This window comes from Pseudomonas sp. RU47 (genome assembly GCF_004011755.1).
Lineage (GTDB): Bacteria > Pseudomonadota > Gammaproteobacteria > Pseudomonadales > Pseudomonadaceae > Aquipseudomonas.
Genome location: NZ_CP022411.1, coordinates 2,848,794 through 2,861,064, shown reverse-complemented (window position 1 = coordinate 2,861,064; position 12,271 = coordinate 2,848,794). Strand labels below are relative to the sequence as shown.

The window sequence follows — 12,271 nt, the reverse complement described above, 5'->3', positions numbered from 1 at the left end:
GAGGGAGAGGGAGCCGACCGAGGTGAATGTTTGAGTTGCATCGACCTGACAGTCTCGAGTTGAACGCAGGTTTTGAACATTCCCCAATCGGCTCCCTTTCCCCCTCGCCCCCTTGGGGGAGAGGGCTGGGGTGAGGGGGATCGATGTACGCAACACCACAAATCCAAAGCAAAAAAAGGCCGCATCCAATAGATAGATGCGGCCTTGTCATATCCGTCGAAATCAACCGCCATCCGTATCAATATCCGCATCCGTCTCCTCCCCCGGTTTCGCCCGATCCGGCTGCGGTTTGAAGCCCGGACTGAACTCATTGTCGTTGTCCGTGTGCTTGTTCTTCTGATCCACCGCCGGATCGCCACTCTGCGCCTGCCCGTCATCGCCCTGCTGCTGCGCGGGCGCCGGCTGCCCCGGCACCTGCGGGTCAATGGCCGGATCATTGCGATTGATCGGTTCGCCAGATTGGCTCTGCTGCGTTTGCTCGTTCATGACCACCTCGTTCGTCAAAACCAGCCCGGCGCAAACCCGCCGGGCCTTGAAGATTCGAAGCCTGCCGCGCGCCAACGTTCAAAACATCGCCGCTCGCCGTCACCCCGACTAGAGTTACCGGGACGTTCCTTGCGCCAGATCAAAAATATACGTGCATGAACGAACAACTATTTCGAACGGCAAATGTCGATCACTTCGCGGCGATCATTTTCACGACCGCCCCCCAATTCGCGACGGAGCAACAGGCACATGGCAGCACTGCAGAACAGCACACTCGATGCGATGAAAAACAAACAAGCACAACTGCTGGGCGAATGGATCAACGGCCTGCAAGCCAGCGGCGCCACGCGCAATCTGAAAGATCACGATCTGCAGCAACAGACCACAGAATTCCTGCAACTGGTGGTCAGTGGCATCGAGAACGACAACGGCACCAACATCGCCGCACCGGGTTGGGAAGCCACCCGCCAGTTCCTCGAAAAGCTCTCCCACAGCCGCGCCCTGCTCGGCCAGGATTCGCAGCAGACCGCCAGTTTCATCTTTGCCCTCAAGGGCCCGCTGTTTAACCTGCTGCAGAGCCATTACAAAGACCAGCCTGCGCTGCTCGCCGAACAACTCTGGGAAGTCTCGGAACTGCTCGACGCGTTCGGCATGCACACCATCCGCACCTTCCAGAAATCCCGCGAAGCGGTGATCAAGCGTCAGCAGGAAGAACTACTGGAATTGTCGACCCCGGTGGTCAAGCTGTGGGACGGCGTGCTGGCGCTGCCGATGATCGGCACCCTCGATTCGCAGCGCACGCAAGTGGTCATGGAATCGCTGCTGCAACGCATCGTCGACACCGGTTCGGAAATCGCCATCATCGACATCACCGGCGTGCCGACTGTCGATACGCTGGTCGCCCAGCACCTGCTGAAAACCGTGACCGCGATCCGCCTGATGGGCGCCGACTGCATCATCAGCGGCGTGCGTCCGCAAATTGCGCAAACCATCGTCCACCTCGGCCTCGACCTGCAAGGCGTGGTGACCAAGGCCAATTTGGCGGATGCGTTGAAACTGGCCCTGACCCGCCTGGGCATCAGCATCGGCAAAGCGGTCTGAGCCCATGGAAAGAATTCCGATTCTTCAAATGGGCAAGTTCCTGCTGGTGACCATTCAGGTCGACATGCATGACCAGCTCGCCCTCACCTTGCAGGACGACTTGTCCGAGCGCATCAGCAAGACCTCGGCGCGTGGCGTGCTGATCGACATCTCGGCGCTGGACATGGTCGACTCGTTCATTGGCCGGATGATCAGCACGATCTCCGGCCTGTCGAAAATCATGGACGCCGAAACCATGCTGGTCGGCATGCAGCCGGCCGTGGCGATCACCCTGGTTGAACTCGGCCTGACCTTGCCCGGCGTCAGTACGGCACTGAATGTCGAGCGCGGGATGAAACTGCTGCAGGAACGAGTAGACCGGCAATGACCGTACGCAGCAGCGGTACTCAACCCATCCACATCGAGCAGGATGTCGTGCTCGCGCGCCAGACCGCACGCAAACTGGCCACCGAATGCGGGATGCGCCTGATCGACCTGACCAAAATGGTCACAGCGGTCAGCGAACTGGCGCGTAACACCATGGTTTACGGTGGCGGCGGCGACATGGACTGGCAGATTCTCGATGAAGATCACAAGGTCGGTCTGCGCTTGACCTTCCGCGACGAAGGCCCGGGCATTGCCGACATCAAACTGGCGATGACCGACGGCTGGACCTCAGGCAGCGGCATGGGCCTGGGTCTGACCGGGGCGAAACGCTTGGTTGAAGAGTTCGAACTGGACACCGAGCCCGGCAAAGGCACGCGCATAACGATTACCCGATGGACATGAATATCAGCGGGTCGATGACCCAGGTTTTACTGATCGAGGACAGCAGTCAGATCGGCCATGCACGGCGCACGGCGCAACAACTGGCCGAACAGCATGGCTTCGACGAGCGCGATGCCGGGCGCGTGGCACTGGTGGCGACGGAGCTGGCGAGTAACGTGCTCAAGCACGCCAGCCACGGTGAAATGCATCTGCGGGTGTTGCCGCGTGCCAATGGTTTTGGCATTGAATTGCTCGCCATCGACCGTGCTCAGGGGTTTGATCTGGAAGCCTGTATGGCCGACGGATTCTCGACCGGCGGCACCCAAGGCATCGGCCTCGGCTCGATATCACGTCAGGCCGAAGAGTTCGATGTGTACGCCGATGCCCGTGGCGCGGTGTTATTGGCCCGCCTGTACGCGCGCTCGGATCGCGCCCCTGACATGCGTTTTGGCGTCAGCCAGCACTCGCTGCACAACGATCCGGCGTGCGGCGATGTCTGGCACCTGGCGTATGACAACGGCAGCATCAGCGCGCTGATCATCGACGGCCTCGGTCACGGTGAAGAGGCCGAACGCGCCGGCCGCGCCGGAGCGCAAACCTTCGCTCTGGCGCCTTTCGCCGAGCCGGTGATGCTGATGGAAGACCTGCACCGCGACATGATCGGCACTCGCGGCGGCGCTGTCGCGTTTGCCCGGTTCGATGCGCGGCGCGACAGCCTGACCTTTGCCGGCGTCGGCAACATCGGCGCCAGCCTGATCAACGCCGACAAGTCCCGTGGACTGGCCTCGCACCCGGGCATTGTCGGCGTGCAATACCGGAAAGCCCGGCCCTTTGACTATGCTCACGTGAACGGACATCTATTGATCATGTACAGCGACGGCTTGCAGTCCCGTTGGAATCTTCAAGACTACCCCGGCCTGGTGCACCGCCATCCCGCCGTGATAGCCAGCGTCCTGCACCGCGACTTCTGTCGCGGGCGCGACGATGTAACGGTGCTGGTCGTTGCCCTGGAGGCCGCACATGGCTGAGTCGCCGATTCTGAACAGCGCGGAACAGGCCGCACTGATTGCGCAGTTGCAGAGCGAAACCGCAGCCCTGCGCGAAGAACTCGATGAAACCAATCAGGGTGTGCTGGCGCTGTACGCCGAACTCGATGTACAGGCAGAGGAACTGCGCCAGGCCTCGGATCTGAAAAGCCGCTTTTTGTCGTACATGAGCCACGAGTTCCGCACGCCGCTGGGTTCGATCCTGAGCATCAACAGCCTGCTCGCCGATGAGCTCGACGGCCCGCTCAGTCCCGAGCAACACAAGCAGGTGGCGTTCGTCAGCACGGCTGCGCGCGAACTCAGCGACATGGTCGATGACCTGCTCGATCTGGCGAAGATCGAGGCCGGACGCATCACCATTTCCCCGGCATGGTTCGACATGTTCGACCTGTTCTCGGCCCTGCGCGGGATGTTCCGACCGATCGTCGACGCCTCGGCGGTCGATCTGATCTTCGAAGAGCCGGTCGGTTTGCCGCGCCTGTACACCGATGACAAGAAACTCGCGCAGATCCTGCGCAACTTCATTTCCAACTCGCTGAAGTTCACCACCCGTGGCGAAGTGCGGGTTTCCGCGCGGCTCGAAGGGGCGGACAAGGTGCGCTTTGCCGTCAGTGACACCGGAATAGGTATCGCTGCCGAGCTGCATGGCGCATTGTTCGAAGACTTTTCCCAGGTCGACTCGCCGTTGCAGAAACGTCTGCGCGGCACCGGGCTGGGCCTGTCGCTGTGTAAACGCTTCGCCGCCCTGCTCGGCGGTGAAGTCGGGATGGACAGTGCGCCGGGGGTCGGCTCGACCTTTTTCGTGATCATCCCGTTGGCGATCGCTCTGGAGAACGTCGATGAAACGTGACATCCGCCTGTTGATCGTCGACGACAACGTCGCCACCCGCTACGCCTTGCGCCGGCGACTGGAGCGTCACGGCTATGAGGTGCTGGAGGCCGGCACCGGCGGCGAGGGGCTGGCGTTGATCGAAAGTGAAGTGCTCGACGCACTGATCCTCGACGTCAATCTGCCGGACATGAGCGGCTTCGACATCGTGCGGATTCTGCGCGCGGACAGCCGCACGGCGCTGCTGCCAGTGATCCATGTGTCTGCGGCGTCGATCCAGACCGGCGACATCATCACCGGCCTCGACGCCGGCGCCGATGCCTACCTGATTCACCCGGTCGACCCCGACGTGCTGCTGGCGACCCTGCGCACGTTGCTGCGGGTACGCGACACGGAAAATGCCCTGCGCGAAAGCGAGGCGCGCTTCCGCGAGATTTTCGTCAATGTGTCCGCGCCGATCGCGGTGCTCGATGCCAGCCTCAAGGTGCATGAGTGCAACCATGCCTTCGCGCAACTGATTCTCGACAATCAGGACCCGCAAATCCTGCGTGAATGCTTCGCCGAGGATCAGAGCGCCATCCTCAATGAACTGCGCCTGCGCCTGGTCGATGGCGAGCGCTGGAAAGGCACGCTGAACATGCGTGTGCAAGGCGAGATCCGCGAGACCGAGTGGCAGATTTCACCATATCGCACACCCGAACTGAGCCTGGTGTTTGTCGAAGACGTCACCGAACACCGCCATCGCGAGCGCTCGCATCTGGCGCGCCTGGACGACACCACCACGCAACTGGTCAAGGAAACCGCCGAACGCGTGCGGGCCGAGGCGCAATTGCTGCAAGTGCAGAAAATGGATGCGCTGGGCAAGCTCACGGGCGGTATTGCTCACGACTTCAACAACCTGCTGACCGGGATCATCACCAGCCTGGAACTGATCCAGAAACGTGTCGCCGACGAGCGTCTGGACAAAGTGCAGTTTTATTCCGAAGCGGCGCTGAATTCGGCGATGAGTGCGGCGTCGCTCACCCACCGCCTGCTGGCCTTTGCCCGCCAGCAGCCTTTGGACACGCGGCCGGTGGACATCAACGAGCACGTACGTTCGCTGGAAGAACTGCTGATGCGCACCATCGGTGAACGCATCAGCCTCAAGCTTGAGCTGACCAACAAACCGGCGATCGCTCTGGTCGACCCGGTGCAACTGGAAAGTGCGGTGTTGAACCTGGTGATCAACGCCCGCGATGCGCTGCCGGTGGGTGGCAATATCTGGGTCAGCACGTACGCCGCTTACTCCCATGGCGACCCGAATCTGGCCGATGGCGCGTACGTGGCACTGTCGGTGCGTGACGACGGGACCGGGATCGAGCACAACGTCATCGATAAAGTCTTCGATCCGTTTTTCACCACCAAACCGTTGGGCCAGGGCACGGGGCTGGGGTTGTCGACGATCTATGGTTTTGCCCGCCAGTCGGGCGGCGATGCGCACATCCGCAGCGTCGCGCGGCGCGGCACCGAAGTGACGATCATGTTGCCGGCCACCACCGACCCGACCGGGGCCGACATCCCCGCGCCAGTGGTTGACCCGCAAGGCACTGGAGAGCATGTGCTGATTGTCGAGGACATGCCGTCGGTGCGCATGTTTGTCACTGAAGTGCTGGAAGACGCGGGTTATCGCTGCACCCAGGCGGCAGATATCGAAACGGCGTTGGAGCGCTTGCAGAATGATCCGTCGATCAACCTGCTGCTGACCGACGTTGGCCTGCCGCGCATGAGCGGTCGTGAATTGGCGGATGTGGCGCGGGGCTGGCGCGAGGGGCTGCCGATTCTGTTCATGACCGGGTATGCGGAAACGGCGATCAACCGCCAGGTGTTTCTGGGCAGCGGCATGGACATGCTGGTCAAGCCGTTTCAGATCAGCGAACTGCTCGACAAGGTCCGCCGCACGCTCGATGGTGCCTGACAGATCGCCATCGCTGGCAAATCGAATCGTCGCACCGCAGCTCCCACAGATATTTCTGTAGATTACAGATCCAATGTGGGAGCGAGCCTGCTCGCGAAGGCGTCAGATCAGTGACCTCATCTGTGACTGACACTTCGCTTTCGCGAGCAGGCTCGCTCCCACAGGGGGCTTGTGTGTTCTGATATCCAGTTCACACCACAAAAACCTGTGGGGCCAGTCGGAACACCGCAATTACCGGCTCAAGGCCCGGGCCAAAAACGGCGCAGTCTTGCTCTTCTTGCTCGCCGCAACCTTCTGCGGTGTACCCGCGACCACGATTCGGCCGCCCTGATCCCCCGCCCCCGGCCCGATGTCGATCACCCAGTCACTCTGCGCCACCACGCGCATTTCGTGCTCGACCACGATCACCGTATGCCCCGCCGTCACCAGCGAATCCAGCTGCTCGAGCAGCCGGTCGACATCGCGCGGGTGCAGCCCGGTGGTTGGTTCATCCAGCACATACAAGGTCGCGCCGCGCTGGTTGCGCTGCAACTCGGTGGCCAGTTTGATGCGCTGTGCCTCACCACCGGACAGTTCCGTGGCCGGTTGCCCGAGGCGCAGATAACCCAGGCCGATGTCCCGCAGCACTTCCAGTGAACGGCGAATGCCCGGTTGCCCGGCAAACACCGTCACCGCTTCAGCGACGGTCAATTGCAGCACTTGGGCGATGCTCAAACCCTCCCAGAGAATCGCCAGCGTTTGCGGGTTATAGCGTGCGCCATGGCAGGTCGGGCACGGCGCATAAACACTGGGCATGAACAACAATTCAACACTGACAAAGCCCTCACCTTCGCAGGTGGCGCAACGACCCTTGGCGACGTTGAAGGAAAACTGCCCGGCGTCATAGCCTGCCGCCCGTGCATCATCAGTCGCGGCATACAGCTTGCGCACGTTGTCGAACAAACCGGTATAGGTCGCCAGATTGGAGCGTGGCGTGCGGCCGATCGGTTTCTGATCGACCTGCACCAGTCGCTTGATCGACTCCAGCCCGGACGTAACCTGACCACTGCTGACCTGCGGCGCATCGTCTTCGAGGCTGAGTTCTTCCGGCTCGCTGTCCACCGTCGGTCGCCCCAACTGCGCGCCGACCAATTCCAGCAACGCCTGACTGACCAGACTCGACTTGCCGGAGCCGGACACACCCGTCACCGAGGTAAAGCAGCCCAAGGGAAATTCCGCACTTAGGTTGTTCAGATTATTGCGGGTAATGCCCTCGAGTTTCAGCCACGCCGTCGGTTTACGCGCCGTTCTGGTCTGGCGTTGCGACTCGGCAAACAGATAGGCGCGAGTCTGCGACTGTGCGATCTCGGCCAGACCTGCCGGCGGGCCGCTGTAAAGCACCTGCCCACCCTGCTCGCCCGCCGCCGGACCCACGTCGATCAGCCAGTCGGCGCGACGCATGGTTTCCAGATCATGCTCGACCACAAACAACGTGTTGCCGTCCGCCTTCAAGCGTTGCAAGGCCTCGAACAGCGCCTCGCCATCGGCCGGGTGCAAACCGGCGGATGGCTCGTCGAGTACATAAATCACCCCGAACAATTGCGAGCCCAACTGCGTCGCCAAACGCAAGCGCTGCAACTCACCCGACGATAGCGTCGGCGTGCTGCGCTCCAGCGCCAGATAACCGAGGCCCAGATCGGTCAGGGTGCTGACCCGCTCCAGCAGATCCTCGGCAATGCGCTGCGCCGCCAGACGTTTTTCCAGCGACAGGTTCGGCGTGTGCCGCACATCCGGCGCGCTGGCATGGCCGCTGGCGCCGTGGGCCACCCGTTGCTGGCGGGCCTCGCGGGTTTGCGCATGGCTCAAGGTCTCGCCGGTTTCCTCGGCGTGCTCCAGATAACTTTGCGCCGCCACGGGTTTCAAAACCTCGGCCACTTGCAGCAGCGGCATCTGCGCCAGTTCACCGATGTCATAACCGGCAAACGTCACCGACAACGCTTCACGCTTGAGGCGCTTGCCGTCACATAGCGGGCAAGGGCTGCCGAGCATGAACTGCGCAACGCGCTTCTTCATCAGCGCACTTTGCGAGTGAGTAAACGTGTGCAGGATGTAGCGTCGGGCGCCGGTGAAGGTGCCCTGATAACTCGGCTCCATCTTGCGTTTGAGGGCGACGCGGGTTTCTTCCGGGGTCAGCCCGGCATACACCGGCACGGTCGGGGTTTCTTCGGTGAAGAGAATCCAGTCGCGCTGCTTTTTCGGCAGCTTTTTCCACGGGATGTCGACATCGATGCCCATTGTCACGAGGATGTCGCGCAGGTTCTGGCCCTGCCACGCCAACGGCCAGGACGCCACCGCGCGCTGGCGGATGGTCAGGTTCGGATCCGGCACCATCAGCGCTTCGGTGACCTCATAGACGCGGCCGAGGCCATGGCACTCCGGGCAGGCGCCTTGCGGGGTGTTCGGCGAGAAATCCTCGGCGTACAACATCGGCTGCCCCGGCGGATAGCTGCCGGCGCGCGAATACAGCATGCGGATCAGGCTCGACAACGTGGTGACACTGCCCACCGACGAACGCGTACTTGGCGTGCCGCGCTGCTGCTGCAGGGCCACGGCCGGTGGCAGGCCTTCAATGGAGTCGACATCCGGTACGCCGACCTGATCGATCAGGCGCCGCGCATACGGCGCCACCGATTCGAAATAGCGGCGCTGGGCTTCGGCGTACAACGTGGAAAACGCCAGCGACGATTTGCCCGACCCAGAGACACCGGTAAACACCACCAGCGCATCACGGGGAATGTCGACATCGACGTTTTTCAGATTATGTTCACGGGCGCCGCGTACCCGGACCATGCCGGCGGGCGCTTTGGAGGTGCGTTTGGAAGTCATCGACCTGCCTTGGTGAAGGAATGTTCAACGCTCAGCTACCGAGCACCACCCGAATCATCTGCAACATGGCTTCCGGGCTATACGGTTTGCTCAGCAAATGGGTGTCGGGACTGAGCTGGTGATTGCGCGAAATGATGTCGCGGGTGTGCCCAGAGGTGAACAGCACCGCCACCGGCGGCGTCTGCACCTTGGCCCAGGCGAACAGGTCGGAGCTCTTGATCAGCCCCGGCATGACCACGTCAGTGAAAATCAGGTCGACCTCGACACCTTCGAGCAGCATCTGCATCGCCGCATCGCCATTGCCGGCGGTCAGCACGCGATAACCTTCCTCGCGCAGCAACTCGACCGCCGAGGCGCGCACCGCGTCGTTGTCTTCGACCACCAGCAGCGTCTCGTGGCCGCCACTCTGCTGCCGTTGCAGATTGGGTGACTCATCAAGGATCGGGCGCAGGCTGCGCGGGAAGTACAACTGCACCTGCGTGCCCTCGCCGACGGCACTGGCAATGTCGACATGCCCGCCGCTCTGTTTGACGAAGCCGAACACCATGCTCAGGCCCAACCCGGTGCCCTGGCCATCGGCCTTGGTGGTGAAAAAAGGTTCGAATACCTGCTCGAGAATTTCTGGCTCAATGCCGGCGCCGCTATCACTGACGGCGACTCGGACAAACTCGCCGGGAACGATGCCTTTACCGGCACAAAACTCGCGCTCGAGTCGCACGTTGGCAGCGCTGAGGCCGATGGTGCCCTCGCCCTTCATCGCATCCCGGGCGTTGATCGCCAGATTGAGAATCGCGTTTTCCAGTTGATTGCGGTCGACGTTGATGTGCCACGGCGCGGTCGGCAACTGCACGTCGATCTGAATGGTTTCGCCCAGCGCCCGCTGCAGCAATTCGCCAACGCCTTCGAAAATCTGCTGCGGGTTGCACACCGCCGGCGACAACGGCTGGCGCCGGGCAAACGCGAGCAATTGCGAAGACAGCTTGGCACCGCGTTCGACCGCCGCCAGCGAGGCACTGACGCGGCGCTGTACATTGGCGTTGTTCGGCTCGTGACGTGCAAGCAGATGCAGATTGCCGGCGATCACTTGCAGCAAATTGTTGAAATCGTGAGCGACGCCGCCGGTCAGCCCACCGATGGCTTCGAGCTTCTGTGATTGGCGCAACTGCTCTTCAGCCGCCAGCCGCGCCTCGACTTCTTCGCCGACGCGCTGTTCGAGGTTACGGGTAAATTTGAGCAGTGATTCTTCGGCAATCTTGCGTTCATGAATGTCGATCAGCACCCCGGGAAAGCGCAGCGGTTTGCCGTGTTCGTCAAACTCGCAAGCGCCGCTGGCCAGCACCCACAGATAACTGCCGTCACTGCGCCGGACGCGATATTCGGCGTTATACGGCTCACCGGTCTGCACGGAATGGGCGACGCGCTCCTGTACCCAGGCGTGGTCATCGGGATGGATGCGCGACTCGGCAATGTCCTGGGCCAGATTGTTCAGGTCATGATCCGGTGGATAAGAGAACGTACGGGCAAAACGCTCGTCTGCTGACAATGTGTTGTTTTTCACGTCCCAGACAAACGAGCCGAGCAAGGCACCGGCATTCAGCGCCAGACGTACCCGCTCATTGTCAGCGCGGTAAGCCTTTTCGGCGGCCTGACGGCGGCGCTCGGAGTGCATGAATTCGGTGGTTTCCACCACCATCGCCATCACCCCGGCGGGCACCCCGTCATCGTTGGCAATCGGGCTGTAATACAAATCCATCCAGACGTCTTCGGGGACGCCATCGCGCAACAGCACCAGTTCTTTATTGCGGAAAGACAAAGTGCCGCCGGCCAGGCAGGTATCGACCACGTGCCGGTTGAAATCGGCGACTTCCGGCCAACCCAGCTCCACCGGCGCACCGAGTAGATACGGGTGCCGACCACCGGCAAATATCGAATAGGCATCGTTGTAGATCATGTAGCCGGCGCGGCCCCAGAGCATGACCATCGGCAGCGGCGACGCCAGCATCAGTTGCACCGCGCTGCACAGGCTGGCCGGCCAGCTGTTCAGCGGGCCGAGTTCGGTGTGGCTCCAGTCGAACGCACTGATGCGTCCGGCCATTTCGCCTTTCCAGCCCTCACAACCATGGCTATCGGATAAAAACTGCATCGACTGACTCAGTGTCCTTAGGTGGTTGCCCGATAAATCGCGACGCCATAACGACGCGACGCCCGTCTGTTTCGAGCGTCTTCAGTCGCATTGGTTTCATTAGAGGTATAGCCGATTTCATCCCGGCTCGGAGCCTAGACCCCGATCAGGTGCTTGAGCGGATGGTAGCCAGTTTTCATCTTCGCGGCGACGTCGAGGATGGCCTTCTCGATACCGTTCAAATGCATGCAGGTCAGCTCGATGGCGGCACCCTGATTGCCGGCCTCGATGTACTCGATCAGGCGCAAATGCTCGTCGTCGCGGCACACTTCATGACTGTCGTCGTCCAGCGCAGCGGCGTACAGCGAAGCGCGGGAAATCAGCTTCTGGAACCAGTCGAGCAATACCGGATTATTGAGGCTGCGCGCCAGTTTGATGTGGAACTCGCCGAGCAGATGGATCAGCCGTTCGTGATCGCCCGCCGCATGGGCTTCATCTTCCAGCAGCAGGTGTTCGCGCAGGTCCTGCATCGCGGTGCTGTCCTTGCGCCGGCACAGTTCAGTGACGATGCCGATCTCGATCAGCCGCCGGGTTTCGAACAGTGAACGGAGCTCTTCGTTGCTCGGCAGCGACACCGATGCCCCTTTATTGGGCTCGGTGGTGACCAGCCCATCGGCCTCCAGTTGCTTCAATGCCGCGCGCACCGACGTGCGGCTGACATTGAATAACTCGGCCAGCGAGGCCTCACCCAGCTTCATCCCCGGGCGCAACGAACGCTTGCTGATCGCCTCGTAAACCCCTTGGTAGACGCGGTCGACCGTGGTTTCCGGTTTCTTGTCGGTCATTCGAACACTCCTTTAGCGTCGGGCAACCCTCCCCGGCGATGCCTGGCCATGGAAAAAGGGCGGCAGACGCAGGTTAATCCGGGCCTTGGCAAATTGCATTCATATATTGCATACCGACGGAGGATGGCGCTGAACATCGGTCAGTCGCGGGAGATCATTTTTGGCGAGGTGGTGATGGCGCATGTGCGCGATGAGTTGATCGATCCGAAGACGCTGTACATCGATCAATTGGGCCTGGATGCGATCAGGCGGTGGTGAGCGGTTTTGGCCAGAGCG

General features: G+C 61.5%; 10 protein-coding genes and 1 pseudogene. 7 read left to right on the top strand and 4 right to left on the bottom strand.

The features are described 5' to 3' along the window. Window positions 1-222 precede the first annotated feature (222 nt). Window positions 223-486: a hypothetical protein gene (locus tag CCX46_RS13030; protein ID WP_127927040.1), complete on the bottom strand. Its 264-nt coding sequence runs from the start codon at window positions 484-486 to the stop codon at window positions 223-225. 249 nt (window positions 487-735) lie between these two features. On the opposite strand from CCX46_RS13030, the gene CCX46_RS13025 reads away from it, so the two are divergent. Genes CCX46_RS13025 through CCX46_RS13000 form a run of 6 tightly spaced genes read left to right on the top strand, consistent with a single transcriptional unit; the run spans window position 736 to window position 6,163 of the window. Next, window positions 736-1,587, top strand: a complete 852-nt coding sequence (locus CCX46_RS13025) for an STAS domain-containing protein (RefSeq protein ID WP_095120999.1) — start codon at window positions 736-738, stop codon at window positions 1,585-1,587. Between the two features lie 4 nt (window positions 1,588-1,591). Next, window positions 1,592-1,954, top strand: a complete 363-nt coding sequence (locus CCX46_RS13020) for an STAS domain-containing protein (protein ID WP_007912539.1) — start codon at window positions 1,592-1,594, stop codon at window positions 1,952-1,954. Next, complete coding sequence (locus CCX46_RS13015; protein ID WP_003225570.1) at window positions 1,951-2,355, top strand: anti-sigma regulatory factor; 405 nt, start codon at window positions 1,951-1,953, stop codon at window positions 2,353-2,355. The genes CCX46_RS13020 and CCX46_RS13015 overlap by 4 nt, the downstream gene beginning before the upstream one ends. Continuing rightward, entirely contained in the window at window positions 2,352-3,362 is a 1,011-nt protein-coding gene (locus CCX46_RS13010; RefSeq protein ID WP_127930383.1) for an ATP-binding protein, read from the top strand. The genes CCX46_RS13015 and CCX46_RS13010 overlap by 4 nt, the downstream gene beginning before the upstream one ends. Continuing rightward, window positions 3,355-4,230, top strand: a complete 876-nt coding sequence (locus tag CCX46_RS13005; protein ID WP_127927037.1) for a sensor histidine kinase — start codon at window positions 3,355-3,357, stop codon at window positions 4,228-4,230. Before CCX46_RS13010 ends, CCX46_RS13005 begins: the two co-directional genes overlap by 8 nt. Next, window positions 4,220-6,163: a response regulator gene (locus tag CCX46_RS13000; RefSeq protein WP_127927035.1), complete on the top strand. Its 1,944-nt coding sequence runs from the start codon at window positions 4,220-4,222 to the stop codon at window positions 6,161-6,163. Before CCX46_RS13005 ends, CCX46_RS13000 begins: the two co-directional genes overlap by 11 nt. Window positions 6,164-6,394: 231 nt before the next feature. On the opposite strand, the gene CCX46_RS12995 is transcribed toward CCX46_RS13000, so the two are convergent. From CCX46_RS12995 to CCX46_RS12985, 3 genes are all read right to left on the bottom strand, one after another. After that, complete coding sequence (locus CCX46_RS12995) at window positions 6,395-9,028, bottom strand: excinuclease ABC subunit UvrA (protein WP_127927033.1); 2,634 nt, start codon at window positions 9,026-9,028, stop codon at window positions 6,395-6,397. A gap of 31 nt (window positions 9,029-9,059) precedes the next feature. Next, window positions 9,060-11,171 carry a hybrid sensor histidine kinase/response regulator gene (locus tag CCX46_RS12990; protein WP_127927031.1) on the bottom strand — a complete coding sequence of 704 codons (2,112 nt, stop codon included), beginning with the start codon at window positions 11,169-11,171 and terminating at the stop codon, window positions 9,060-9,062. Window positions 11,172-11,305: 134 nt separating this feature from the next. Beyond that, window positions 11,306-11,995 (bottom strand): GntR family transcriptional regulator, encoded by a 690-nt coding sequence (locus CCX46_RS12985; protein ID WP_127927029.1) that lies wholly within the window; start codon window positions 11,993-11,995, stop codon window positions 11,306-11,308. A 114-nt stretch (window positions 11,996-12,109) separates the two neighbouring features. Here CCX46_RS12985 and CCX46_RS12980 point away from each other — a divergent pair. Continuing rightward, window positions 12,110-12,247: pseudogene (locus CCX46_RS12980) on the top strand (flavin reductase family protein); the annotation flags it as partial. Between the last annotated feature and the right edge of the window lie 24 nt (window positions 12,248-12,271).

Coding starts and splice junctions, on each gene's coding strand:
- CCX46_RS13030 (WP_127927040.1), bottom strand. CDS start 486: ATGAACGAGCAAACGCAGCAGAGCCAATCTGGCGAACCGATCAATCGC.
- CCX46_RS13020 (WP_007912539.1), top strand. CDS start 1,592: ATGGAAAGAATTCCGATTCTTCAAATGGGCAAGTTCCTGCTGGTGACC.
- CCX46_RS13000 (WP_127927035.1), top strand. CDS start 4,220: ATGAAACGTGACATCCGCCTGTTGATCGTCGACGACAACGTCGCCACC.
- CCX46_RS13025 (WP_095120999.1), top strand. CDS start 736: ATGGCAGCACTGCAGAACAGCACACTCGATGCGATGAAAAACAAACAA.
- CCX46_RS12990 (WP_127927031.1), bottom strand. CDS start 11,171: ATGCAGTTTTTATCCGATAGCCATGGTTGTGAGGGCTGGAAAGGCGAA.
- CCX46_RS12985 (WP_127927029.1), bottom strand. CDS start 11,995: ATGACCGACAAGAAACCGGAAACCACGGTCGACCGCGTCTACCAAGGG.
- CCX46_RS13015 (WP_003225570.1), top strand. CDS start 1,951: ATGACCGTACGCAGCAGCGGTACTCAACCCATCCACATCGAGCAGGAT.
- CCX46_RS13005 (WP_127927037.1), top strand. CDS start 3,355: ATGGCTGAGTCGCCGATTCTGAACAGCGCGGAACAGGCCGCACTGATT.
- CCX46_RS12995 (WP_127927033.1), bottom strand. CDS start 9,028: ATGACTTCCAAACGCACCTCCAAAGCGCCCGCCGGCATGGTCCGGGTA.
- CCX46_RS13010 (WP_127930383.1), top strand. CDS start 2,352: ATGAATATCAGCGGGTCGATGACCCAGGTTTTACTGATCGAGGACAGC.